Origin of the sequence: Streptomyces sp. NPDC001508 (assembly GCF_040298665.1) — a bacterium.
Lineage (GTDB): Bacteria > Actinomycetota > Actinomycetes > Streptomycetales > Streptomycetaceae > Streptomyces.
Genome location: NZ_JBEPAP010000003.1, coordinates 261,728 through 286,328 on the forward strand (window position 1 = coordinate 261,728; position 24,601 = coordinate 286,328).

23 protein-coding genes and 2 pseudogenes are annotated in these 24,601 nt (G+C 70.5%); 11 read left to right on the forward strand and 14 right to left on the reverse strand.

The genetic code is table 11. The features are described 5' to 3' along the window. Positions 1-270 precede the first annotated feature (270 nt). The 3 genes from ABT245_RS05215 to ABT245_RS05225 all read right to left on the reverse strand — a co-directional run bounded on the left by ABT245_RS05215 (position 271) and on the right by ABT245_RS05225 (position 1,723). The gene (locus ABT245_RS05215; RefSeq protein ID WP_351728759.1) at positions 271-528 is read right to left on the reverse strand and encodes a DUF397 domain-containing protein; all 258 of its coding nucleotides are present in this window, start codon (positions 526-528) and stop codon (positions 271-273) included. Between the two features lie 129 nt (positions 529-657). After that, complete coding sequence (locus ABT245_RS05220; RefSeq protein ID WP_351728762.1) at positions 658-915, reverse strand: DUF397 domain-containing protein; 258 nt, start codon at positions 913-915, stop codon at positions 658-660. Further along, positions 896-1,723 (reverse strand): helix-turn-helix domain-containing protein, encoded by an 828-nt coding sequence (locus ABT245_RS05225; RefSeq protein ID WP_351728765.1) that lies wholly within the window; start codon positions 1,721-1,723, stop codon positions 896-898. Before ABT245_RS05225 ends, ABT245_RS05220 begins: the two co-directional genes overlap by 20 nt. Before the next feature lie 93 nt (positions 1,724-1,816). Between ABT245_RS05225 and ABT245_RS05230 the strand changes: the two genes are divergently transcribed. Next, positions 1,817-2,209, forward strand: coding sequence for an ATP-binding protein (locus tag ABT245_RS05230; protein ID WP_351728767.1), 393 nt, complete (start codon positions 1,817-1,819; stop codon positions 2,207-2,209). Between the two features lie 18 nt (positions 2,210-2,227). Here the strand turns inward: ABT245_RS05230 and ABT245_RS05235 are convergent, their stop codons facing one another. Together ABT245_RS05235 and ABT245_RS05240 are read right to left on the reverse strand one after the other, a co-directional pair. After that, the gene (locus ABT245_RS05235; RefSeq protein ID WP_351728770.1) at positions 2,228-3,859 is read right to left on the reverse strand and encodes a glycosyltransferase family 39 protein; all 1,632 of its coding nucleotides are present in this window, start codon (positions 3,857-3,859) and stop codon (positions 2,228-2,230) included. Between the two features lie 2 nt (positions 3,860-3,861). Next, a complete protein-coding gene (locus ABT245_RS05240; RefSeq protein ID WP_351728772.1) occupies positions 3,862-5,916 on the reverse strand; it encodes a bifunctional glycosyltransferase 87/phosphatase PAP2 family protein in 2,055 nt (684 codons plus the stop codon). A 457-nt stretch (positions 5,917-6,373) separates the two neighbouring features. Between ABT245_RS05240 and ABT245_RS05245 the strand changes: the two are divergent. Beyond that, a pseudogene (locus ABT245_RS05245) lies at positions 6,374-6,643 on the forward strand (MFS transporter); the annotation flags it as partial. A gap of 83 nt (positions 6,644-6,726) precedes the next feature. Here ABT245_RS05245 and ABT245_RS05250 read toward each other — a convergent pair. Beyond that, a complete protein-coding gene (locus ABT245_RS05250; RefSeq protein WP_351729006.1) occupies positions 6,727-7,092 on the reverse strand; it encodes a hypothetical protein in 366 nt (121 codons plus the stop codon). Positions 7,093-7,233: 141 nt separating this feature from the next. Between ABT245_RS05250 and ABT245_RS05255 the strand changes: the two genes are divergently transcribed. From ABT245_RS05255 to ABT245_RS05270, 4 genes are all read left to right on the forward strand, one after another. After that, positions 7,234-7,587 carry a hypothetical protein gene (locus ABT245_RS05255; protein ID WP_351728774.1) on the forward strand — a complete coding sequence of 118 codons (354 nt, stop codon included), beginning with the start codon at positions 7,234-7,236 and terminating at the stop codon, positions 7,585-7,587. Beyond that, complete coding sequence (locus tag ABT245_RS05260; protein WP_351728777.1) at positions 7,584-8,396, forward strand: hypothetical protein; 813 nt, start codon at positions 7,584-7,586, stop codon at positions 8,394-8,396. The genes ABT245_RS05255 and ABT245_RS05260 overlap by 4 nt, the downstream gene beginning before the upstream one ends. Positions 8,397-8,670: 274 nt before the next feature. Next, positions 8,671-9,060: a roadblock/LC7 domain-containing protein gene (locus ABT245_RS05265; RefSeq protein ID WP_351728779.1), complete on the forward strand. Its 390-nt coding sequence runs from the start codon at positions 8,671-8,673 to the stop codon at positions 9,058-9,060. 225 nt (positions 9,061-9,285) lie between these two features. Beyond that, complete coding sequence (locus tag ABT245_RS05270; protein WP_351728781.1) at positions 9,286-9,957, forward strand: O-methyltransferase; 672 nt, start codon at positions 9,286-9,288, stop codon at positions 9,955-9,957. Positions 9,958-10,063: 106 nt separating this feature from the next. Here the strand turns inward: ABT245_RS05270 and ABT245_RS05275 are convergent, their stop codons facing one another. Then, complete coding sequence (locus tag ABT245_RS05275; protein ID WP_351728784.1) at positions 10,064-10,456, reverse strand: hypothetical protein; 393 nt, start codon at positions 10,454-10,456, stop codon at positions 10,064-10,066. A gap of 104 nt (positions 10,457-10,560) precedes the next feature. Between ABT245_RS05275 and ABT245_RS05280 the strand changes: the two genes are divergently transcribed. Next, on the forward strand, positions 10,561-10,974 hold the full coding sequence (locus ABT245_RS05280; RefSeq protein WP_351728786.1) for a DnaJ family domain-containing protein: 414 nt from the start codon (positions 10,561-10,563) through the stop codon (positions 10,972-10,974). 298 nt (positions 10,975-11,272) lie between these two features. Here ABT245_RS05280 and ABT245_RS05285 read toward each other — a convergent pair whose 3' ends face one another. Continuing rightward, a complete protein-coding gene (locus ABT245_RS05285; RefSeq protein WP_351728788.1) occupies positions 11,273-13,312 on the reverse strand; it encodes an MDR family MFS transporter in 2,040 nt (679 codons plus the stop codon). A 507-nt stretch (positions 13,313-13,819) separates the two neighbouring features. Between ABT245_RS05285 and ABT245_RS05290 the strand changes: the two genes are divergently transcribed. Beyond that, the gene (locus tag ABT245_RS05290) at positions 13,820-14,950 is read left to right on the forward strand and encodes a peptidoglycan-binding domain-containing protein (protein WP_351728792.1); all 1,131 of its coding nucleotides are present in this window, start codon (positions 13,820-13,822) and stop codon (positions 14,948-14,950) included. Between the two features lie 55 nt (positions 14,951-15,005). On the opposite strand, the gene ABT245_RS05295 is transcribed toward ABT245_RS05290, so the two are convergent. Further along, on the reverse strand, positions 15,006-15,356 hold the full coding sequence (locus ABT245_RS05295; protein WP_351728794.1) for a DUF8825 domain-containing protein: 351 nt from the start codon (positions 15,354-15,356) through the stop codon (positions 15,006-15,008). A 156-nt stretch (positions 15,357-15,512) separates the two neighbouring features. After that, complete coding sequence (locus ABT245_RS05300) at positions 15,513-15,905, reverse strand: winged helix-turn-helix transcriptional regulator (RefSeq protein WP_351728796.1); 393 nt, start codon at positions 15,903-15,905, stop codon at positions 15,513-15,515. Positions 15,906-16,025: 120 nt separating this feature from the next. Here ABT245_RS05300 and ABT245_RS05305 point away from each other — a divergent pair, with 120 nt between their 5' ends. Both ABT245_RS05305 and ABT245_RS05310 read left to right on the forward strand, forming a co-directional pair. Then, a complete protein-coding gene (locus ABT245_RS05305; protein WP_351728799.1) occupies positions 16,026-16,889 on the forward strand; it encodes an alpha/beta fold hydrolase in 864 nt (287 codons plus the stop codon). A 37-nt stretch (positions 16,890-16,926) separates the two neighbouring features. Beyond that, entirely contained in the window at positions 16,927-17,154 is a 228-nt protein-coding gene (locus tag ABT245_RS05310; protein ID WP_351728801.1) for a DUF2277 domain-containing protein, read from the forward strand. A gap of 272 nt (positions 17,155-17,426) precedes the next feature. Here the strand turns inward: ABT245_RS05310 and ABT245_RS05315 are convergent, their stop codons facing one another. The 4 genes and pseudogenes from ABT245_RS05315 to ABT245_RS05330 all read right to left on the reverse strand — a co-directional run. Then, positions 17,427-18,035, reverse strand: a complete 609-nt coding sequence (locus ABT245_RS05315; protein WP_351728803.1) for a DedA family protein — start codon at positions 18,033-18,035, stop codon at positions 17,427-17,429. Positions 18,036-18,161: 126 nt separating this feature from the next. After that, positions 18,162-18,620, reverse strand: a complete 459-nt coding sequence (locus tag ABT245_RS05320) for a DoxX family protein (RefSeq protein ID WP_351728805.1) — start codon at positions 18,618-18,620, stop codon at positions 18,162-18,164. A 90-nt stretch (positions 18,621-18,710) separates the two neighbouring features. Next, positions 18,711-20,603, reverse strand: coding sequence for an FAD/NAD(P)-binding protein (locus ABT245_RS05325; protein WP_351728807.1), 1,893 nt, complete (start codon positions 20,601-20,603; stop codon positions 18,711-18,713). 582 nt (positions 20,604-21,185) lie between these two features. Then, positions 21,186-22,190 (reverse strand): annotated as a pseudogene (locus ABT245_RS05330) (metallophosphoesterase family protein); the annotation flags it as partial. Between the two features lie 73 nt (positions 22,191-22,263). Here ABT245_RS05330 and ABT245_RS05335 point away from each other — a divergent pair. Continuing rightward, positions 22,264-23,838, forward strand: a complete 1,575-nt coding sequence (locus tag ABT245_RS05335; RefSeq protein ID WP_351728810.1) for a recombinase family protein — start codon at positions 22,264-22,266, stop codon at positions 23,836-23,838. Positions 23,839-24,601 lie beyond the last annotated feature (763 nt).

Sequence of the window (24,601 nt, forward strand, 5' to 3'; positions counted from 1 at the left end):
CAGGTCGGTGGGCGCCTCACGCGCGGGCGGCGATGCGGTCGCCGAGTTCGGCGGCGGCCGGTCTGTCGGGGATCGAGGGCAGGCGGGCGGCGATGTTGGTCAGGCGCAGCTACGAACGCACCCGGGCGAACATCATCGAGGTTGTACCTTCACGCGCGGCAGGTGGTCGGCCTCGTACGGCTGATCTCATCGGACCGGACAATGACCGGGTCGCCCGGGGGCGGCTTGCCCTCGGGCGACCCGGCTGTTTGTCTGTCTGCGGAGCGGTGTTCAGCTGCGCTTCGCGGTAGCCCACTCCAGGAACGACGTGAACACCGAGGGCTCGAACGCGAGTTGCGGGCCCGTGGGGTTCTTGGAATCTCTTACGGCAACGGTGGCGCAGGGGGCTTCGGCGATCTCTACGCAGCTGCCGCCCTCGTCACCGCTGTACGTCGACTTGCGCCAGGCCAGGGCGCCGAGCGTGGCGCACTCGACACACTGTCCGCCCTGGTCACTGCTGTAGCTGGACTTACGCCACTTGCTCTCCATAGCGGTCCTCCATCACACGCCGGATCAACTCCGCCGAGTCCTTCAGGGACAGCGTTCTCACAGTCGGGTCGCCCGGAGGGCGTCTCACCCCCGGGCGGCCCGGCTACTTGCCTCTCTCCGGAGCGGGCTTCAGACGCGCTTCGCGCCGGCCCACTCCAGGAACGACGTGAACACCGCGGGCTCGAAAGCGAGTTGCGGGCCTGCGGGGTTCTTGGAGTCTCTTACGGCAACGGTGGCGCAAGGGGCTTCGGCGACCTCTATGCAGTTGCCGCCCTCGTCGCCGCTGTACGTCGACTTGCGCCAGGCGAGGGCGCCGAGCGTGGCGCACTCGACGCAATCGCCGCCCTGGTCACCGCTGTAGCTGGACTTACGCCACTTGCTCTCCATAGCGGTCCTCCATCACACGCCGGATCAACTCCGCCGAGTCCTTGAGGGACAGCGCGGCGGCCTGAAGATGATCGTAACGGAGCGAGCAGTCCTTGATGGTGTCCGGGTCGGCGGTCGGATGCCCGATGCCGTATCCCTCCGTGTACACGATGGACGGGTCGTTCGTGAAACGGTAGACGTTGAACGAGCCTTGCGAGCCCGCATGCGCACCGGCCGAGAACGGCAGTACCTGGACATTGATCCGCGGGTTCTTCTCAAACGAGGCCAGGTGTGCCAGTTGGCCACGCATGGTCTCCGGGTCGCCGATCTCCTGGTGCAGAGCGGCCTCGCTGAGGACCATCCAGAAGACCAGCCGCTCGGCCCTTTCGAAGATGCGCTGGCGGGCCAGTCGTACCGCGGTGCGGTCGTCGAGGTCGCTGTGATCCAGCGCACCGAGCACGGCACGTACATACCCAGGCGTCTGCAACAGCCCATGGACCATGCCCATTTGGAAGGTGGAGATCTCCGTGGCCCGTGCCTCCAGCTCCGCCACCTCCCGGAACCAAGCCGGAAGCTGGCTGCGCATCACCAGCGCAATGAGCCGCGAAAGCAGCCCGCCCGTCTCCAGTGCCGCGTCCGCCCGTTCGCTGAACTCCTGCGTCGGCAACTTGCGGGCCGTTTCGATCTGGCCGACAAGCGAGCCCGTGTAGTTGAGGATGTCGCCGAGTTGCCGCTGGGTCAGTCCCGCCGCCTCTCGATGTCGGCGCAACTCGAAGCCGTAGAAGTCGAGCGGCGACGCCCCCGGGTCGAGTACGTTGATGTGGGTCACGGACGGTTCCCCTCTCGCGCAACTCGGTCCACGTCGGGACCTGTTGTATCCGTTCCATAGCCGAGCGTAGTCGCGGCAGGTCAGCCTCGTGGCGTGAACTTGCACATTCCCCACTACCGCATGAGTCTCGCCGTCGGCGAGCACTCCGTGCGGCACATGCGCAACATCGTGCGCTCGCTGCTCCGTGACTGGGGGCTGGCCGATCTGACGGACGCCGTGGAACTCGGCGTGAGCGAGCTGGTCAGCAACGTCGTACGCCATGTACCCGACCGCCGCTGTGTGCTGCTGGTGCAGCGGCGCAAGTCGGTCGTACGGATCGAGGTGACCGACGGGTCACCCGACCTGCCGCTGATCACCCTCCACCCGCCGCTGGACGGGGAGGGCGGACGCGGACTCCTCCTGGTCGACGCGGTCGCCGACAAGTGGGGCGTGTCACCGGCACCCGGGGGCGGCAAGACCGTGTGGTTCGAGTGCGGTGCCGGCTGACCCGGAACGGGTGCGGCACTATGCGCCGGGGTCCGTACAGTCGCCGTGGCCCGCCCTGACGTACACGATGACCTGGGCGCCCCGCACCTGAGCACGCTCACAGACCTTGAAGTACGTCTTCAGCGTGCGCCGTTTGACCACCTCTTCCGCGAAGGGGTCTAGGGGCTGCCCCACCGGATCGGCCAACGCGATGATCCGGTCCGCGGCCAGGATGCGGCGGCGGATCGCATCGGCGGAAAGCTCCGTGCCCTCCAAGGAGGACGAGGCGACCGGCGACTTGGCGAGGGCCAGGTCGTCGAGCCGCTGGTAGACGGACGGATGGGACAGCAGCCATTCACGACGCCTGGCCGGCAGGAACAGGACGCCGTCACCGGGGCGCGCGAACCGCTCGACGGTACGCGCGACGGCGTTCACGTCGTCCTTCCGGCTGTCCGGCGAACGGAGTTGCTGCGCGGCGGGCAGCCACACGGCGGCCACGCCCACCGCCAGCAGACACAGAAGACAGGCGACGGGCACCCGCAGGACGGGTACGAGTCGCCGTCGGCGCGCCAAAAGCCGGTCCAGGACGGCACCGGCGGGCAGCGCCAACCCCACCATGCTGTAGAGGACATACCGGTCGACGTACCAGGGCTTGACCAGGGAGACGGTCATCAGCAGGGCGGGCGGGGCGATCAGCAGGGGCAGGGCGAGCGTCGCCACCGCCGTACCCGTGCGGGCCTCCGGGTCCGGCCCACCGCGCACCAGGAACCGGCACAGCAGCGCGCCCAGGGCCGAGACGGCCAGGAACTGGAGCCACATGGCGAGGCTGGGCCGCCCCAGCCAGCCCAGCTGCCGGTCGGCCTGACCGGCGCTCAGTACCGCGAGCGGCAGGACGCCCGCCAGCACGCAGGCCGCCGCGGCAGCCCAGCGGCGCCATGTCCGGCCCGGTACGCGCAGCCGCCACAGGGTCAGCGCATGGGCGACCAGGGCCAGCGCGGCGAACTCGTGGAACCAGCAGCCGAGGCCCAGGACAACGGCGTACGCCGCCCACCACCCGGCCCGCGGGGACCGGAGTCCGCGCAGGAAGAGATAGGTGGCCCAGGTGACGCCTGCGGTGACGACGGCGTACGAACGGCCCTCCTGCGCGTACTGCTGAGTGAGGGGGAGCAGGGCGAAGACGAGCCCCGCGCACACTCCGGACCGGCGCCCCGCCAGACGGGTGCCGATCGCGCCCACTCCGGCGGCCGCGACGGCGGTGGCCAGGGTGGAGGGCAGGCGCAGGGCGACGAGGCCGCCGTCCCACAGGGAGAAGACGGCGTGCATGAGGACGTAGTACAGCCCGTGCACGGCGTCGATGTGACCGAGCAGGCCCGCCAGGTCACCGAGGGAGCGATGGGCCACCTGATAGGTGACCGACTCGTCACGCCACATGCTGTCCTGGCGGGTGATGCCCCACAGGCCCAGGGCGAGCGCCAGCGCGGCCGGTACGGCCAGGGGGGCCGCTGCCCGGCATCGCTCGCCGGCTCCCCTCTTCGCCGCGGCTGTCGGCACGGTCGCCGCCGGGGCCGCCGTCGCCGCCGGGGCTGCCGTCGCCGTCGTCGTCGCCGGGGCGCGGTCGTCGACGGCGGGGGCCGGTACGGCGTCGAGGTCCTTGGATCGGTACACCGTCACCGTCATGCACCCCGGCTGAGCGAGCGGTCCCCCAGCAGCTCCGTATCCGCCCCGGCACCGGGAGGGGGTTCGGCTGCCCGGTCCGCTCCGCGCGGTCCCGTCAGGAGATACGTCAGGGCGAAACCGGCACCCACCACCGCCGCCCCGCCCGCCGCGTCCAGCACCCAGTGGTTGCCCGTCGCGACGATGGCCGACACGGTGAACAGCGGGTGCAGCAGGCCCAGCGCCTTCATCCACCACCTCGGGGCGATGACCGCGATGGCCACCCCGCACCACAGGGACCAGCCGAAGTGCAGCGAGGGCATCGCCGCGTACTGGTTGGTGAGGGCGGTCAGGGTGCCGTAGTCCGGCTTGGAGAAGTCCTGGACGCCGTGCACGGTGTCGATGAAGCCCAGCCCCGGCATCAGGCGGGGCGGGGCCAGCGGGAACAGCCAGAAGCCGAGCAGCGCGAGCAGGGTGGCGAAGCCGAGGGAGGTACGGGCCCAGCGGTAGTCGACGGGGCGGCGCCAGTACAGGACGGCGAGCACGCCGAGCGGGACGACGAAGTGGAACGACTCGTAGTAGAAGTCGAAGAAGTTCCGCAGCCAGTCGATGGTGACGACGGCGTGGTTGACCGCGTGCTCGATGTCGATGCGCAGGAACTGCTCGACGTCGAGGATCAGCCGGCCGTGGTGTTCGGCGGTGGCCCGGGCCTCGGCGTTGTTGCCGCCGGTCGCCGCGAGCCGGACCTGCTGGTAGACGGCGTACGTGACGCGTATCAGGAGCAGTTCGAGAAGCAGGTTGGGGCGGGTGAGGACCCGGCGGAGGAACGGCAGCAGGGGGACGTGCCGGAAACGGGCGGGGACCGGCTTCGCGTACTCCGCCGGGACCGGGCTCGCGTAGTACGGCGAGGCGCGCGACAGGAACGGCACCGCGGTGGCGGCGGCGACGGCCGCGAGCAGCACGATGTTGTCCCGCAGCGGGTACACCGCCGGCATGTTCGGCAACATCATCTTGGCCGGGAGGGTGGTCACCAGGACCACGGCGACCGGCCAGACGTAGCGGCCCGAGGCGCGGCTGCCGACCCGGCCGACCACCGCGAGCAGCACCCACAGCAGCTGGTGTTGCCAGGTGGTCGGCGACACGGCGACGGCCGCGCAGCCGGTGATCGCGACGGCGAGCAGCAGCTGGCCGTCGCGGGCGTAGTGGACGGCGCGGCGCAGGGCGAGGGTGGCGACGACCGCGCCGAGCACCAGGAAGACGGCTATCTCCAGCGGGCCGGTCAGATCCAGGCGGAGCAGGGCGCCGTGCAGGGACTGGTTGGCGAGGGCGTCGGCCTTGCCGCCGAGGCCGACGCCCGCCATGTGGTGCACCCAGTAGGTGTAGGAGTCGTGCGGCATCGCGGCCCAGGCGAGCGCGGTGGCCGCGGCGAACGTACCGGCGGCGGAGACGGCGGCGCGGCCGCGGCCGGTGAACCACAGCAGCGGGGCGAACAGCAGCACGGTCGGCTGGAGCGCGGCGGCGACGCCTATGCACAGGCCGCCGGCCCGCTGCCCGCGCACGACGAAGCAGCCGAGCAGGACGAGCAGCACGGGTATGACGCTGGTCTGGCCGAGCCACAGTGTGTTGCGGACGGGCAGGGACAGCATCAGCAGGCTGATCGCGACCGGCGCGGCCAGCAGCGCGGTGCGGCGGCTGACCGGCGGGGGCAGCGCTCGGGCCGCGACCAGGCCGAGGGCGACGACCAGCAGCAGGGTGCCGAAGGTCCAGCCCCAGCCGAGTGCCTGCTCGGCGGCGCTGGTGAGGGGCTTGAGTACCAGGCCGGCGAAGGGGGTGCCGGTGAAGCGGGTCGAGTCGTACAGGGAGCCGGTGACATGCAGGACGCCTGCTGGGCCGACCCAGGTCTCCAGGTCCGTCAGCCGCTCCCCGCGGGGCGAGCCGAGGACCGCGGTCAACTGGCGTACCGCGAGCATCGCGGCCACCGCCCACAGGGCCAGCCTGGCCGCCTTCAGACGGTCTCTGGCCTGCGCTCCCGCGAAGGCTTCCCCCGGTCTCCCCCTGTGTTCCACGTTCGACACGCCTCGTCGGCCTCCCGCCCCGTCCGACCCGCACGCCCGTGCGGGATCCCTTCGCGCACCCTATGAAGATGCGCTGCCCCCTGGAGTGTGACGCGGGAAATCTCTGCTTCACCTGACGTCCGCTCGCCTTTTGTCCGGAAGACGTTAGTGCGCGGGGGGTGGGGTTGCGCTCGCGGGGAGCGAGATGGATCACAGCGGGCGGGGCGCGGGGGCGCGGCGGGGCGGGTCTGCGTGCCTGCTTGGGGGGTGTTTGGCTGCGGTGTGCGGTGGGGTGCGTACGGCACGTAAGGGACGTACGTCTGCCTATGGTCGAATTTCGGCCTGCTGCGGTGGGCCCGTCCCTGTCCCCGTCGAGAGGTAGGCGAGCGCAGCCTTGTCAGCCGCCCCAGCCATCACCCCGCCCGACCCCCCGGAGCCGTCCGGGGTTTCCGGGGGTTCGGCTGACCGGGCGGGTGGGCTGCCGTCGGCGCTGCCCGCCCTGTTCCCGACACGGGTCCGCTACGGCTCCCTGTCGATCGGCTTCAACATCTCGGTCTCCCTGTTCGGCGGCACGACCCCGCTGGTGGTCACCGCCCTGATCGGCACGACCGGCAACATGATGATGCCCGCGTACTACATGATGGCGGCGGCGGTGATCGGCGCCGTGGCGGCCTGGCACATGCCGGAATCTGCAGGCCGCCCCTTGCCCGGCTCCCCACCCGCGGTAGAACCGTTGCCGAGACCGTAGTCAGGTCTCGGCATCCCGGGGATCTCGGCCCGGAAGGTCCGTCTCGTCACCGAAGTGTGGGGGCTTCGGCTCGAGACCCCCGCTCAGATCTCCAGCTCGCCCTCTATGCGCTTGAGCGCGTGCCGGGCCAGCGCCAGATTGCCGCGTGAACGGTCCAACGCGAGGTAGAGGAAGAGGCTCCCGCCGCTGCTGCCCAACGGGCGGATGATGTGGTACTGCGCGCCGAGCGTGATGAGGACGTCCTCGATCGAGTCCTCCATCCCGAGCAGTCCGAGCGTACGGGTCTTGGCGCGGACCACCTCGGTGTTGCCCGCGGCGGCCACCTCCAGGTCCAACCCCTGGCCACCGCCGAGGACCCCGAGCGACATGCCGCTTTCGTAGTCGACCAGGGCGACGCCGAGGGCGCCCTCGATGGCCATGGCTTCCTTGAGCGCGGTCTCGATGTTCATGGTCATGCCCTTCACTCGTGCGGTGGTGCGACGTGGCAGAAAGTTCAGAACATGAGCGCCTTGAGCCCTGTCCTGAACGTTTCGGATTAAAGTACTGTGCCTTCTGTTGCCGTGTGAAGCATGGGTGAAGGTGAGTCCCCGTTGTCATCAGTCGAAGCCTCCCTGGGCTGCCTGCTGGAACTGCCAGGCGTCACGGGTGTCACGCTCATTGACGCGGTCACGGGACTGACGTACGGCGACGCTGGAACGAACGGCTCCGATCCCATCGAGTGCAGCCGCCTCACGGCTCTCATCGGCGATGGACTGAACGCGGCTGGTACGCAAGGCGAGTTGGAGAGCATCGTCATCACGGGAACCAACCGACTGCTCGTCATCGCCACCGTGCCCCGGCAGGGCGATCCTCTGCTGCTGACCGCGGTGCTGGAGCGCGGCCAGGCCAACCTGGCCCTGGTCCTGCACCACTTGGGCCTCTATGCCGCCGAGGTGATCGCGTGAAGGCCGCGGACGCCGCCCCGCGTAACCTCCCCGCCCTCCTCGCCGCCCTCCATGAGGACGAGCGCGACGCGGCGGTCACTGTCGGCGGCACCCCGGGCGGCACCATCCACCTGCGCCAGGGCAGGATCGTGGCAGTGGACACCCCCGGCGCCCCCAGCGCGGAGTCGACTCTCCTGAAATCAGGGCGAGTCGAGGACAGCGCCTGGGCGATGGCCTGCGCGGCAAGCGGCTCCGGCGGGAACACCCTGCGCGACGAACTTGGTCGACGCGGCCTGTTGACCCCGGAAGAGTTCGAGATCGTCTGTACAGCGGCGCTGTTCGACGGCGCCTTCGCCCTCGCCCTCGGCTCCGCCGCCGAGTGGGAGGTACGCGGGCCGTCCCTGCCTGTCGTCACGGCCCGCGCCTTCGCCCCGCACCTCGTCACCGCCGAGACCACCCGCCGCCTCGCCACCATCACCGAACTCTGGGGATCGGCAACGGAGTTGGCCCGCACCCGCATCCGTACGGCCACCACCTCCCCGGCCCGTCTTCTCCCCAGACACACGGCCCTCCTGGAAGCCGTCAACGGCCGTCGCACTCCCCGCGACATCGCCTTCGCCCTGGGCCGCGGCACGTACGCCGTCATGCTCGACCTCTCCCACCTGCGCGCCCTCGGCCTCGTCGAGCACGACACACCGCCGCTCGGCCGCCCCAGCACCGCCCCGCGCATGCCCGGCCCCCGGACCGAGACCCCGCGCCCGGCCGCCCCGGCACCGCTTCCACAACGCTCGCCCGGAGCACACCACCCACACCGCTCGGATGCGGTGTGAACCCGCGTCGGCGCAGGAAGTCCAAACGGCGTAACCTCGCCCTCTGCCGGCAGCTGAGACTCGCTCGCACCCGCACAGGTCCGCGCTCACCGCTGCCGCCGTTGCCCACGCGCCGACCCGGCGCGGCACCCGGCCGACCGTCCTTCCCGACGGACCTCACCGAGCACCAGCCCGAGACAGCCCTGCTCCACCGCGTCCGCGCGGGTCTCGCGGGACTGCCCTGAACCACACCCGCACACCCCAGCACGCCACCCCACACAAGCCGGGAATGCAGATGCCTGAAATCCACCAGCCCGAACCACTCGTCGAGGTACTCACGGCACTGCGCGATGGCGTGATGGGCGTCAGCGAGACAGTGATCTCCACCGTCGACGGCCTCCTTGTCGCCGCCGACGTCGACGCCGTGCACGCGGAGTCCATCGCGGCGCTCTCCGCCGCCACCCACAGCCTCGCGCGCCGCATGGCCCACGAGGCGGGCGGTACGGGCCTGCGCGACGTCACCACCCGCAGCGCGGACCGGCACGTGGTCGTTCTGGCGATCAACGACCGAGCCCTGCTCACCGTCCTCGGCGACGACGGCCTGGACCTGACCCGCCTCCAGCGCGACATCCACACGACGCTGGCCGACCTCGCGAAAATCCTCAAAGGGGACACCCCGGCCTGACGGCCCCTGTGATCGGGGGGGGCCGCCGTCGCCGGGCGACCTACCGACGCACCCCCTCAGGCGCACCGGCACGGTACGGCCACGCCCCCGGCGGGCGACATACCGGGGGTTCCGCTGCGGCGGGCGAGCCTCGGGTGGGGGGACACTGGCCGGGGACGGCCGAGCCGCCGGCAGGCGCGTGTGCGGGGTACTAGGACAGGTACGGACACGGAAAGGCAAGGGGCCATGAGCGGGTCGCAGCTCTGGGACGACGTCGACTTCTACTTCATCAGCCACCTCTCACCGGACGACGAGGCGCTCCAGGCGGCCCTGCGCGACAGCGAGGCCGCCGCCCTGCCGCATGTCAACGTCACCGCGAACCAGGGCAAGTTCCTCCAGCTCCTGGCCCAGATCCAGGACGCCCGACGCATCCTGGAGATCGGCACGCTCGGCGGCTACAGCACCATCTGGCTCGGCCGCGCCCTGCCCGCCGACGGCCGGCTGATCTCCCTGGAGTACCGGGCGAAGCACGCCGAGATCGCCACCCGCAACATCGCCCGGGCCGGCCTGGACAAGGTCGTGGAGGTGCGGGTGGGCCCGGCCCTGGAGTCCCTGCCCAAGCTCGCCGACGAGAACCCAGCCCCCTTCGACCTGGTCTTCATCGACGCCGACAAGGTCAACAACCCGCACTATGTGGAATGGGCGCTGCGCCTCACCCGCACCGGCAGCCTGATCGTCGTGGACAACGTCGTCCGCGGTGGCCGTGTGCTCGACGCGGAGAGCGAGGAGCCGGACGTCGTGGGCAGCCGCGCCGCCATCGAGCTGATCGCCGCCCACCCCAGGCTGTCCGGCACCGCGATCCAGACGGTGGGCAGCAAGGGCTACGACGGCTTCGCGCTGGCCCGCGTACTGCCGTGACGGTTGGATCGAGGCCGCCGCGCGGACACTACCCCTCGTGGTAGAACGCGGGCACTACCCCTCGTGGTAGAACGCGGGCACCACACCTCGTGGTAGAACGCGGGCACTACACCTCGTGGTAGAAGCCGACGTTGACGCTGCGCGGCCCGGAACGGTCCTGGATGACGATCTCGCCGGAGCCGCCCCGCGGCAGCGCCACACCGGTGCCGTACGCGACGGTCTGGGCGTACTCCCCGACCGTCAGCCGCACCACGGACGACGGATCGGACAGCGAGCCGCGCAGCCAGGTCACCTGCCAGCCGCCCTCGGGACCGCACAGGAACTCCAGGTGCACCCGGGAGACGAACAGCCAGTCGTCGGGCGTGGCGAGCCGGCACACGGACCCGTCCCGGCCCACGCGCAGCACCGCGCCCGGTTCGCTCGGCGCGTCGGCCATCAGCATCCCGGCCGTGGCACCGGCGTCGGCCCCGGAGACGGTGGCCATGGTGAGTTCGAGCACGTGCGTTCCCCCTGTGATGCGGCGGTGTTCCGTCGTGAACTGTCTTTGCGGCAGCGGCCGAATGATAAATCGCCCGGGCTTGTCGCGTCCGGCACAATGAACACATGACCGAGCGAAAGCCACCAGGCGTACCGTTCGAGTCGTGGGTCGACAGGCAGATCCGTGATGCGCAGGGACGCGGCGAGTTCGACCGGCTCACCGGCGCCGGCAAGCCGCTGCCGCGGGACATCGACGCCACGTACGACGAACTGTGGTGGGTCAAGCGCAAGCTCGCCCGCGAGGGCCTGGGCTTTCTGCCGCCGGCGCTGACGCTGCGCAAGGAGGCGGAGGACGCGCTCGCGGCGGCGTACGCGGCCCCTTCGGAACGGATCGCGCGGAAGATCATCACGGAGATCAACGTCAAGATCCGCGACATGATGTTCAAGCCGCCGCCGGGGCCGCCGCTGGGCATGAAGCCGTACGACGTCGACGAGGTCGTACGGGAATGGCACCGACGCCACGGCCCTGCGGGCGCGTAGGCCGTTCCTTGTGCTGAGGTCGCGCAGACCGTTCCGGTCGGACGCCGGGGCCGGCACACCTATCGTCTGCGGCGCCGTCGTGGCTGGTCGCGCAGTTCCCCGCATGGCCCTGGCGGGTGCTTTGGCCGGGGGCGGGGCGCATCAGGGGGTGCCTCGGTATGTCGCCTGGCGGGCGCGACGCCGTCGTGGCTGGTCGTTCCCCCAAGTTCTCGGCTTCGCTCGAACAGGGGGCACCCCCATCGCGGCGGAGCCGCATATCGATACAGCCCCGCGCCCCTTTCGTTTCTTTCGGGGCGCTTCAGCTGAACTTCGGTTCGGGGCCGGGGTGGGGCTGCTCGCGTCGCGAACCGCACATCTCGTCGGTCAGTTGCTTCACCAGCCGGTCCAGGTCGGTGGGCCGGCCCGGCCCCCACCAGTCGCCCAGCAGTTCCGCCAGCGACTCCTCACGGGCCCGCGCCAGCCGGTCGGCGGCCTCGCGGCCCTCGTCGGTCAGATACAGGTCACGACCCTCGCGTACGCCAAGGTGCCGCTCCTCGACCTGCCGGGCGGCCGCCATCACGACGTGCAGCGGAACGGGACCCCGCTCGGCAAGCACACCGGGCTCCACCGAGCCGTACTTCCGCATCCGCAGCAGCAGCCAGCTCGCCCCGGGCAGCAGGTCGTACCCGGCCCGTTCGGTGAGCTTCTGGTAGACCTCGCGCCGCCCGTCACGGGTGCCGAGCAGCGACAGCGCACGGCACACCTCGTCGTACGAGGACCGCTCGACCGGGTTGGAGGCCAGCGTCTCCGTCCCGTCCGGCGCCGTCACCGAGCCGCGCAGCCGGTCCTCCCGCAGGAACCACGCCAGGACGAACCCGAGCAACGCGACCGGAGCCGCGTACAGGAAGACATCCGTGATGGAGGTCGAGAACGCGTGCAGGGCCGCCGGGCGCAGCGGCGGCGGCAGGGCGCCGATGCCGCGCGGGTCGGCCTGGAGCGCGCCCGGCGTGATCCCCGGCGGCAGGTGTACGCCCCGCAGGGCGGCGACGAGTTCCGTGCCGAGGCGGCTCGCGAAGACCGTGCCGAAGATGGCGACGCCGAACGAGGCACCGATGGAGCGGAAGAAGGTCGCGCCGGAGGTGGCGACGCCCAGATCCTCGTACGACACGGCGTTCTGCACGATGAGCACGAGGACCTGCATGACCAGGCCGAGACCCAGACCGAGGACGAAGAAGTACGTACTCATCAGGGCCGTCGAACTGTGCTCGTCGAGCCGGTGCAGCAGGAGCAGCCCGATCGTGGTGACCCCGGTGCCGGCGATCGGGAACACCTTCCAGCGGCCGGTACGGCTGACGATCTGCCCCGAGACGGTCGAGGACAGCATCAGGCCCACCACCATCGGCAGCATGTGCACACCCGACATGGTCGGCGAGACGCCGTGCACGACCTGGAGGAACGTCGGCAGGTAGGTCATCGCGCCGAACATCGCGAAGCCGACGATGAAGCTGATGAGGGCGGCCAGCGTGAAGGTGCGGATGCGGAAGAGGTCCAGGGGCAGCACGGGCTCGGCGGCCCTGCGTTCCACGCCGACGAAGACCGCGGCCAGCGCGGCGCCGGCCACGGCGAGGCCGATGATCTGGGGCGAGCCCCAGGGCCAGGTGGTGCCGCCGAGCGAGGCGATCAGGACCAGGCAGGTGGCGACCGCGGCGATCAGGAGGGTGCCGAGATAGTCGATGACGTGGTGGGCGGTGTGGCGCGGGATGCGCAACGAGGTGGCGATCACGGCGAGGGCGACGATGCCGACGGGCAGGTTGACGTAGAAGACCCAGCGCCAGCTCAACTGCTCGGTGAGCAGGCCGCCGAGCAGCGGTCCGAGCACGCTGGTGGTGCCGAAGACCGCGCCGAACAGTCCCTGGTAACGGCCGCGTTCGCGCGGCGGGACGAGGTCCCCGACGATCGCCATCGACAGTACGATCAGGCCGCCGCCGCCCAGCCCTTGCAGGGCGCGGAAGACGATGAGCTGCGGCATGTCCCGGGCCATGCCGCACAGCGCGGAGCCGATCAGGAAGATCACTATCGCCAGCTGGAAGAGCCGCTTGCGGCCGTACTGGTCGCCGAGCTTGCCCCACAGGGGGGTGGCGGCGGTCGACGCCAGCAGGTAGGCGGTGACCACCCAGGACAGGTGCTCCAGTCCGCCGAGGTCGCTGACGATGGTGGGCAGCGCGGTCGACACGATGGTCTGGTCGAGGGCGGCAAGCAGCAGTCCGAGGAGCAGGGCGCCGATCGGCACGAGGACGTTTCCGGGGACGCCCTGCGCGTCCCTGGCGTCCTGCGTGGTGCCGTGTGTCTCCAGCGCCATGGGACCTCCTGGGCTCCCCCTTCTTTTCCCACCTCCCATCGTGAGCGGTGTCACCCGTTATGGCCTGTTGAGTCCCACGGAAATCTCTCCGGAATCTGCCCTTCCGGGGGCTTCCGGGCGGGAGATGTGTGGGAGGTCTGCATAATCTCTGAAGATCGCGCGGGGACGCGAGGGGAGGGGACGACACATATGACGGATCAGCAGGGCAACGGTGGCCTCCGGCCCAGGCCGCCCCAGAACTACACCACGCCCCCAACCCCCACCCCCAAGACCAACCGGGACAGCAAGGCAGCCCCACAGGAGACGGCAACCCTCCGGGGGGACACAGGTCAGCAGGGCTCGGCAAGCCTCCAGCAGAACGCAGGTCGGCAGGACTCGGCTGGGCCGCAGGGGGGCGCAGGACCGCAGGGCGCGGCAAACCCGCAGGGTGGGGCATACCCGCAGGGTGGGGCGTATCCGCTGGGTGGGGTGGGGCGGCCGTGTCCGGAGTGTGGGGTGCCGCGGGGGGTGGACAACACCGCGTCCTGTCGCTGCGCCCAGCGTGCCTCCGACGCCCTCCGCGACACCCGCACCGCGGAAGCGGCGGCTGCGGAAGACTTCGATCCGCTGCGGATACGGCCGTACGTCGACCTGGACCCCACCCTCACCGAGGAAGCAGCCGGGAAGCGGAGCGAAGGCGTACCCCCGCAGGGGCGCGAAGAACCGCGCCACCAGCCACCGACCACCCGCACCCCACAACACCCCCGGGAACCGGGCGGTGCCACCGGCACCGGGCCGAACCCGGACACGCCCCCGCAGGGGCGCGAAGAACCGCGCCACCAGCCACCGACCACCCGCACCCCACAACACCCCCGGGAACCGGGCGGTGCCACGGGGTCCGGGGCCGGCCCCGGGGCTGAGGTCACCATGGAGCTTCGCCGGGTCGAGGGGAACGCACCGCCGGCGGCACCCCTGCCGAGCGCAGCCGACGTGGACCTGTTCGACGCGGAGCACCCCGCCCCGGCCGAGGCCGACCCCGTCGGGGCCGCGGCGCCGAAGCCAAGGCGCCGCCGTACCGTTCTCCTCTCGGTCACCGGAGCCGCGGTCGCCACCGTCACGGCGGCCGGTTTCGCGAGCGGGCTGTTCAGCTACGAGACCCCGTCACGGGACGGGGCGGCCCCCCAGGACATCCGCGCAAGCGTGCCCGAGCGGACGACCGAGTCGGCCACGACGCAGGCACCCCCGGCCACCGCGTCCGCTCCCCCGGCCGCCGCCACCCCCTCCGAGTCCACGAGCCAGTCCCCGACGGCCTCCCCCACCCCGTCGGCTACGGAGTCGGGCACGGCCACCCCCTCCGCCGCCCCGTCCCGTTCACCGGAGGCGTCCCACGCGACGACCTCCGCCGACACGGCCGAGGAGCCGACCCCCGTTCCGGGCCCGGTCCTGCGGCGCGGCGACAGCGGCCCCGAGGTCACCGAACTCCAGCTACGCCTCAAGGAGGTGAACCTGTACTGGGGTTCCACGAACGGCCGCTTCGACCGGCACCTGGAAGACGCCGTACGCACCTACCAGTGGACCCGTGGCATCCGCGCGGACGAGTCAGGCGTCTACGGCGCGGCCACCCGGACAAGCCTGGAGTCGGAGACCTCCCAACCCTGAGCCCTCCCCCACACAGGCCCACCTCCCGCACAGCGGGGAAACCTCAGGCGGCGGCTCACCCGGCTCCCGGTCCCGCGGGTGGCTCCTCGTGTGCGTGCTTGAGTCCCATCCGAGCGTCCACCCGCTCCGCCGCCACGACCTCCGCCCAGAAGCGATGCGTGGTGACGAACACCGCCAGCTCATGCTCCCGCTGCCGCAGCTTCTCCACCTCGGCCTGCTCGTCATCCGTCCAGCCCGGGGAAGCGGGTCGCTCCACCTTCCGCCAGCCCTGGTCGTCGCTGAAGCCGTCCAACGGCTCGACCGACCAGGGGAGCCGCTTCAGCAGGGCCGACAGCTCGGCCCTGACCTGATGCAGCTCCTCCTGACCGGCGAGCAAGTCACTCGGAAAGTCATAGGTCTCAGCCACGCAGCAATGCTACGCCTGTTCGATTTTGTGACGCGAGTTCCTTCCCTCACTTCACGCGAACGTGTGCGACAGCCGACGCCGACGCACTCCTCCAGCCACCCTTCCGCCCCAACTCGCCCCGTTTTCGCGCGACATGATCCACACACGCCCGGACTCCTACGACATCCGGTCTCCCTCGGCCCCGCCCTCCTCGCGCGCCCGGTCGATCTGCGCCATGTGGTCCTCGGCCCAGGCCCGTACCACGGCGAGCGCGCCCTCCAGGGAGAGACCGAGGGCGGTCAGCCGGTAGTGGACGCGGGGCGGTACGGACGGCTCGACCCGGCGGGCGACCAGCCCGTCCCGGGTCAGGTTCTGCAGGGTCACCGACAGCATCTTCTGCGAGACACCCGGCATCCGGCGCTGGAGTTCCCCGAAGCGCACCTCGCCGGGGGACGCCTCCGCCAGCACCTTCACCGCCATCGACGTCCACTTCGTACCGATCCGGTCGAGCAGCCGACGCGTGGGGCAGTCGGGGTCGAACAGGTCCCCGCGCCTGACCTGGAAGGTCACCTGAAGCTCACCACCTGAGACGAAAGTGCGGTCTTGGACGGCCCAGGCTAGTCACCTACCGTTCCCTCGTCACCAATGGTGATCCATACATTCACCACCATCCGGCAAGAAGGCGAACACATGGAGCTGCACACGGTCAGGGCCAACGGGGTCGAACTCAACGTGGCCACCGCGGGAACGGGCCCCGCCGTGCTACTCCTGCACGGCTTCCCGCACACCTGGCGGCTGTGGACCCACGTCATCGACGACCTGGCCGCACGGCACCGGGTGATCGCGCCGGACCTCAGGGGCTTCGGCGACAGCGCCCGCCCCGCGGACGGCTACGACGCGGGCACACTGGCCGACGACGCCGAAGCGCTGCTCACGGCGCTCGGCGTGACCTCGGCGGCGGTGGTGGGCATCGACGTCGGCACCCCGCCCGCCTTCCTGCTGGCGATGCGCCGACCCGGCCTCGTACGGCGGCTGGTGGTCATGGAGTCGCTGCTGGGCCGGCTGCCCGGCGCGGAGGAGTTCCTCGCCGGCGGGCCGCCATGGTGGTTCGGCTTCCACGCCGAGCCCGGACTGGCGGAGTCGGTGCTGGCGGGGCCCGGACTGGCCGAGTCGGTGCTGGCGGGGCAGGAGGAGACGTACGTCGACTGGTTCCTCGACCGCGGCACGCTCGGGCACGGGGTACGGCCCGACATCCGCGACGCGATCGTCCGTACGTACGTCGGCCGCGAGGCGCTGCGCGCCGCCTTCGGGCCCTACCGGGCGCTGCCGGTCAGCGCGCGGCAGATCGACGCGGCCGTGGCCGCGGGACGGCTGACGATACCGGCGATGGCGATCGGCGCGCATCCGGTGGGGCGCGCCCTGGAACGTCAACTACGGCCATACGCCGACGACTTGACCGGGCATGTGGTGGAGGGCTCCGGTCATATCGTGCCGCTGCACCGGCCCGACGCCCTGCTGCCCCTGCTACGGCCGTTCCTTGCCGCGCCCTGGTGACGGCCCGCCTTGGACGGGGGTGCGGCAGACTGGGCGCATGTGCCGGAGTATCAAGACCCTGCGTCCGCCCGTGCTGCCGGAAGAGGCCACGGAGGAGGAGATCCGCGCCGCGGCCCTCCAGTACGTACGGAAGGTGTCCGGCTTCCGGGCGCCGGCCGCGCACAACCGGGAGGTGTTCGACCGGGCCGTGGACGCGGTCGCCCAGGCGACGGCGGAACTGCTCGACGGGCTGGAGATCCGTGGTGCGGGGTCGCTCCGCGGGTAGGACCGCGCCGACCCGCACCCGCGAATCCATCGTGGCCGATCGCGCGCGCCCCCGACCAGCCACCGGCCGTCACTCGGCTGCGGGTCCGTCGTGGCCGATCGCGCAGTTCCCCGCGCCCCTGACCTTCCACCGGCCGTCACTCGGCTGCGGGTCCGTCGTGGTGTCTCGCGCAGTTCCCCGCGCCCCTGGCCAGCCACCGGCCGGTGAGTCTCCGCGGGTCCGTCGTGGTGTCTCGCGCAGTTCCCCGCACCCCTGGTGCCGGTGGGGCGGGGTCAGGTGGGGCGGCGCATCCAGTAGGTGGCTGCTGCTCCTGCTGCGAACAGAGCGGCCAGGGAGACCGCTGTGGCCAGCCAGGTGGCGCCCAGCCACTGCGCGCCGAAGTAGCCGAGGGCGACGCTGTAGGCGGCCCAGGACAGGCCGGCCAGGGCCGACCAGGGGAGGAAGTCGCGGGCGCGACGGTGTGCGGCGCCCGCGCAGAAGGAGACGACCGAGCGGCCGGCCGGGGCGAAGCGGGCCAGGATCACCAGGGCACCGCCGCCCCGCGAGAGCGCCGCGCCGAGGCGTTCCTGCGCCGTGGTCAGGCGGCGGGAGCGGGCGATGGCGCGATCCAGTCGCTTCCCGCCGCGCCAGGCCAGGCGGTACGCCACCAGGTCGCCGAGGACGGACGCGGTGGCCGCGGAGAGGATCAGGACGAGCATGTCGGGCACCGCCTGCGGGACCTGCCCGGCCGCCGCGCCGGAACCGGCCGCCGCCGTGGTGGCCGCCGCGATCACCAGCACACCGCTCGGCAGCACCGGCAGGAACACGTCGAGCAGGACCGACAGGGCCACCATGGCGTATATCCACGGTCCGGAGGTCAGCGACCCCACGCTCTCCAGCACGACGACTCCCGTTGTTCCCCCGATGACAGCCATACAGCGTACGCGGCTGGTGTGACAGCGGGGACGTCGGGGGCGAAAGAGGCTGGAGAGGGTGGGTGGAGGGATTGAGCAGAAGAGACGGCAGGGTCAGGCCGTCGCCGGTTCCTGGTCCGCCGCCGGCCGTCCCCCCTCGGCGGACGCGCGCCGGACGAGCAGGCCGTCCAGGCCGAGCGCACCGGAGCCGGTGAAGACGAGCAGGAAGAAGGCCCAGCAGAACAGGGCCGACAACTCGCCGCCGTTCTGTATGGGCCACAGGGCGGCCTCCTGGTGCACATTGAAGTAGGCGTACGCCATGGAGCCCGAGGCGATCAGCGCGGCGGCCCGGGTGCCGAGGCCGAGCAGTACGAGGGCGCCGCCCCCGAGCTGGATCACGGCCGCGTACCAGCCGGGCCAGGTGCCCGCGTCGACGGTGCCGCCGTCGGTGCCCGCGACGCCGCCGAGGACACCGAAGAGCGAGGCGGCGCCGTGCACGGCGAAGAGCAGGCCGATGACGATCCGGAACAGACCGATGACATACGGCTGAGCGGAGTTGAGGCGTGCGGACATGTGGGGGTCTCCTCATCGGTTTCGGTCGGGTCGGCCTGGGGCGGGCCGGTCTGGTGCGGGTACCGAACGAGGCGACCAGGTTAGGTTGACCTAATCAATGCTTGCAAGTTCAACATTCGGCCACGGTGCCGCTTCCGCTTGCGGTTCCGCTTCCGTCCCGGCCGCCCGCAGAACCGCCCGCGCCACCGCGTCCGCATCGGACAGCGTGACCGAATCCACCCCGGGCCTGGCCCCCGCCGCGGTCACCCAGTGCACCCCTTCTGTGGGCACCCCGAACGCGAACCGCCTTGCGTGCGACCGGCCTTGACGGTCCATCAGGCGATAGGGACGCGCTGTCACATCCAGCCCTCCGGTCTCGTAGCCGTCGACGGTGTGCGGCCGGCAGTCGCCGGTCCGCAGCAGCCCGGCGAGCAGTTCGTCCGCGGTGCGTCGCAGATCCGGTTCCGGAAGACGCGCCTCTATGAGAGTCGTCACACGCACCGCCGAGCCGGGCACATCCGGTGAGTACGCCGTCCACGCCCCGTCCGCGCAGCGCACCTCCAGCCGTGGCCCGAGCACCTGCACCACCCCCGCGTCCAGCAGCGCGGCCAGCTCCTCGATGCGCCGCCGCGGCGGACCGATGGACAGGAACGCGTTCAGCGGGGTGTACCAGCGGTCCAGGTGGTCCCGGCGGGAAGCGCCGGCCAGCCCGCCGTGGTCGACCACGAGCCGTATCTCGTTGCGCAGGTCACGCAACACGTCCAGGGCCGCCTTGAGGGGGCCCTCGACATTGCCGAGCGCGGCCTGCGCGGCGTCCTCGCGCAGATGGGCGCGCAGCCACGCCCGCCACTGCTCCCGGTCCGCGAAGTCCCGTCCCGCGTACGGCCGGGAGATCCGCTCCCAGCACCAACGGTCGGTGTCCCGTACCCCGAACTCGTCCAGCAGCAGGGCCTCTTGGGGGTCGCCGTGCGGGACTGCGAGGAACCGCTCGGCGAAGTCGGCACGCCGGGTCAGCGCACCGTAGTAGACGGTCTCCACCTCCTTGGCGACCAGCGGCCATATCTCCGCCAGGAAGTCCGGCGGCTCACCGGAGTCCGCGCGCTTGCGGAAGCCCGCGATCACCTCCGGGGTCAGCACCCGCGGGGTGTGCCGGCCGTACGGGCCCTTCGCGTTGTCGCCGCGGGCCTGATAGGGGACGCCGCGGCGGGAACCGGCGTACAGGCGCGGCTCGTCACCGCAGGGCGTGTAGCGCAGGGTGCCGTCGGCGCCGCGGGTGAACCGTCCGCCCCGGCCGGTGGTCAACAGGGCAAGGTGGTCGAAGAAGTTGAGGCCCAGGCCGCGCAGCAGCACCGGCTCGCCGGGCGCGAGCGGGGCGAGGTCGACGTCGGCCGGGTTGGCGGGCGGTATGTGGCGCAGGCCGTGCCGCTCGGCGTACTCCGCCGACTCGCGCAGCGTGCGGTCCGCGAGCGCCGGGAGGTGGCCCTGGGCGAGGACCACCGCCGCGAGTCCGGTCAGGGTCCGGCCGTCGTCGAGGGTGAGCAGCTGCCGGCCGTCGGCGTCGTCGGCGAGCCGTACGGCGCGGGCCCGGTGGGTGCGTACGCGTACGGCGTCCGGGGCGTTCCGTACGACCCGGGCGAACACCCATTCCAGATAGCGGCCGTAGTGGGCGCGGGTCGGGTAGTCGTCCGGGCCCAGCTCGCCGTCCGCCCACTCGTGCAGGCTGGGGCCGGGCCGGATCGGCCCCGAGCAGTCGACGCTCTCGTCGGTGAACAGCGTCACCTGGCAGGCCACGGTGTTCATCAGCAGTTCCGGCGACTGAGCGGTGCGCCAGACGCGGCCCGGTCCGGGTGGTGCCGGGTCGATCACATGGACCGTCAGCCGGACGCCCGGCGGTAGCAGTTCCGGCGCGGAGGCGCAGAGGCGTTCCAGGACGCTGGTGCCGCGCGGACCGGCGCCGACCAGGGCGACGGAGACCGCAGAGGATTCCTCGGTCGGTGCAGACAAAGGTGAGACTCCCGAGCATGTGGGGCGTAATACAGCGAAACGCCCGCAGGAAGCGGACGGTCCGCATCATCATGCCGCCGCCCACCACGGAAACCAACGCGGGTCCCACGGACCCGGTTGTCCCTCATGGGCGGGTGCGTCAGGGAGTCCCCCATGGTCGCCGGATTCCCGTTCCGGGGGGCCGAGGATTCCCCTCGCGAGGCGGCGAGGAGCGGGACATCCGCCGCCAGCAGGTTTCCGGCACGGCGAGACCGAGCCGCCGACACGGAAGGCCGGGGGCCTCAAGGGCCGGTGAGAAGCGGGACACCCGCCGCCGGCGGGTTTCCGACCGGGGCGGGGACCGATCCCGCCGACGCGGAAGGCCGGGGGCCTCAGGGGCCGGCGAGGAGCGGGACACCCGCCGCCAGCAGGTTTCCGGCACGGCGAGACCGAGCCGCCGACACGGAAGGCCGGGGGCCTCAAGGGCCGGCGAGGAGCAGGACACCCGCCGCCAGCAGGTTTCCGGCATGGGCGGGACCGTTCCCGGCGAAACGTAAAGCGGGGGTTGGTCCTCAGGGGCCGGGGAAGGGCGGGGCCGCCTGCTCAGGGGGTGGTGAGGAGGGTGTTCTCCGTTGTTGTCAGGTTGCCGGTCCGCGCTGCCTGTTCCAGGCGTAGGCGGGCCGAACGGCCGGTCAGCGTCAGCGTCATGAGCTGGTTGCCGAACCAGGGGCCGCCCGTCCTGCGCCACGACACCGGCGGCTCCGGACAGCGGCCGTGCCGGGCCAGCCGGCGGCCCAGGCCCCGCGCCACCCCGCTCCAGCCGAACCGGAAGCCCAGGCGGATCGAGAGCGGGATGGAGTTGTGCACCGGGGAGCAGGTGAGCTGGCGGACCCGGGCGTCGGGCGGACCGGCCGGCCAGGACGGCTCGGCGACATACGCGTGATGGACGTCCCCGGAGAGGACCAGGACAGTCGCCGGCGCGCCCGGCCCCGAGCCCGCCTCGGCGAGCAGTGCGGCCAGGGCGGCGAAGGACTCCGGGAAGGCCGCCCAGTGCTCCAGGTCGGCACGGCGGCGTACGTCCTCGCCGAATCGCGCCCAGCGGGCCCCGCGTTCGCCCCGGCACAGCGCCGCGTTCCAGGTCTCGGCGTCATGCACCAGGTGCGGCAGCAGCCAGGGCAGCGAGCTGCCGATCAGCAGGTGGTCGCAGGAGCCCCGGTCGGCCAGCGCCTGCTCGCGCAGCCAGGCCGCCTCGTCCGGGTCGAGCATCGCGCGGCCGTCCTCGTCGAGTACCCGGGCGGCCCGGGTGTCCACCATCAGCAGCCGGACCCTGCCGAAGTCGCGGCGGTAACTCCAGCGGACCGAGGCGGGATCGGCGTCGGCCTCGGCCGCGAAGGCGCGCAGCACATCGGTGGCGTCGGGGGTCTCGCGCACGGCCGCGTACAGCGGGTCGGCGGCGAGTTCGGCCGGGGACAGATTGCCCAGGTGCTGGTGGACCCAGTACGACATCAGGCCGCTCAGCAGCCGCTCGCGCCACCAGTCGGTGGCCCGCATGTCGGCGAGCCAGGCGGCGGAGGTGTTCCAGTCGTCGATCACGTCATGGTCTCCGAAGGCTCCCGACTAGCGGTTCTGGGAGCGGCCCACCATGGCAACAAACTTGCAGGTCAGAGCGTCGCGGAAGCCCTTGCGCTCCAGCAGCGCCATGCACACACCACACCTCCGGGGCGTCTCTGCCCTCCGTCTGTCCGTCCTCACGGACGAAACCACCTCACCGGAACGGCAGCGGGAGGCCAACCGGGGTGCTGCCGCATCGCTGGGGATTGAACTTGCCGACAGGGAAGCCGTCGACCTGGGTGTCAGCGCGAGCAAGACAACGCCTTTCGAGCGCAAGGAATTGGGCTCTTGGCTTCGTCGCCCCGACGATTTCGAAGCATTGTGCTTTTGGCGCTTCGATCGCGCTGTTCGCTCAATGGATGACATGCACGAGCTTGCGAAATGGGCGCGCGAGCACAAGAAAATGATTGTGTTCGCCGAAGGTCCCGGCGGGCGGCTAGTGCTGGACTTCCGCAATCCGCTGGACCCTATGGCACAGCTCATGGTCACGCTCTTCGCTTTCGCGGCACAGATGGAAGCTCAGGCAATCCGGGAACGCGTGACCGCTGCTCAGGCGGCAATGCGTCTAATGCCTCTGCGCTGGCGTGGTTCCCGTGCGCCTTACGGATACATGCCCGTCCCGCTCGAAGGTGGCGGCTGGACGCTTGTTCAGGACCCGGAAGCCGTCAAGGTAATTGAGCGCATAATCAAGGCGCTTATGGAGGGAGAGACGGCAAACAGCATCGCGTTTGCACTGAATGCCGACAACGTGCCTTCCCCCGCTGACCACTGGTCGAAGTTCAAGGGTCGGGAAGTCAAGAAACTCACGAAATGGAGTGCCGTTACTGTCACGCGCATTCTGCGTTCCGAAACCCTGATCGGGTGGAAGCTCAGCAACGGCAAGCCGGTCCGTGACAGCGAGGGACGGCCCGTAATGGCGACGCATGAACCCATCCTTACGCGCGCTGAGTTCGATGCTGTGCAAGCTCTCTTGGATGAGCGCAGCGTCAGTAACCCGGTCCGGCGCGACACCAATGCGCTTCTGTTCGGAATCGCCCACTGCTTTTCGTGTGGCGGGCGAATGTATCTGAACCGGCAGGAAGGTAAGCCGGGCCAGCGCCCTACGTACCGGTGCGGTGCCTCCGCACGTGGTGAAGTCTGCGAGCACCCCATGAATATCCGGGCCGATTGGGTGGACGAATACGTGACCCGCGAATTTCTGCGCATCCTTGGACGGCTTGAGGTCACTCACTCTCGCGTCATTCCTGGGTATGACCCTCAGCCTGAGATTGACGCCACCCTCGCTGAGTACGAAGCACACCGCGCTGAACGGAAGAACATCAAATCAAAGGCAGCGATGACGTCATGGGAACAGCACCGCGACGCCCTTGACACGCGACTCGCTGAACTTGAAAGCCGTGAAAAGGTTGAGCCTCGCACCGAGGAAATCCGAACCGGCCGACTGTACGAGGACGAATGGAGGCATGCCGACGTAGCTGGTAGGCGGGGAATGCTCGACGAGGCAGGCGCCATCTTGACCGTGAAGCAAGGAACGCCGGGCGGCTGGCGCAGGCTGGACGAGTCGCGCGTTAGCTTCGACATTCGGGAACCGTTCTTCGTCGACGCAGCCAGCGAACTGACCGCCATGGCAGCGGCAATCGTCTGAACGACCCTTTCAGCCCCGTTGGGACCCTCCGGCCCGGCGGGGCTTTCTCATGCCCTCAGGCGGCCACACAGCGGCGCGGGTAGTGCTTGCGCTCCAGCGAGACAGGAAGCACCCGGACCACACCAGCGAGGGAGAGCCCCATGGGAGCTCGTGAGATTGGCGCGCTGCGCGCACTGCTCCAGATGCTTGACACCGCCGTTGACGGCAGGCCGACCCTTTATGACCCGCTCATCAATGCCCGGAACATTGCGCGAGAACTGGAGCAGACGGCGACCAGGCGGCAGCAGCGTACTCCTCGGCGCACTGCCTTGGCATGAATTTAAACCCCCTGTTTTGGGCTACGGCTCAAACGGGGGGTTTACTGTGCGGTCACCTTCTGGAGTAACGGGCCGTTCCTAGGAAGTGTTTGCAGTCCAGTTCTGGAGTAAGGGAAATTCCTCGGACAGTCATTCCGGAGAATTGGCGGTTACTCGGACACTCATTCTGGAGTATCTGGTATTTCTCAGCCGGCCTCCACGATCAATTTCCCGTTACTCAGAAAAATCTCTCACCCGCAGAAACAGGAGTTTCCCATGGCAGCAATGGACGTCGACGCGATTTTCAGCAAGCTCGCCGAGGCGGGGGCACTACTGCACCCGATGCAAAGGGCCGACCCCGTTTTTGAGCACCTGTACGCCCTTGTTTGTGAGATAGAAGAGCACGTCAGCGCGGGTATATCGCCTACTCGCTGTGGATCTCCCGACTGTGACCAGGAACTGACTTA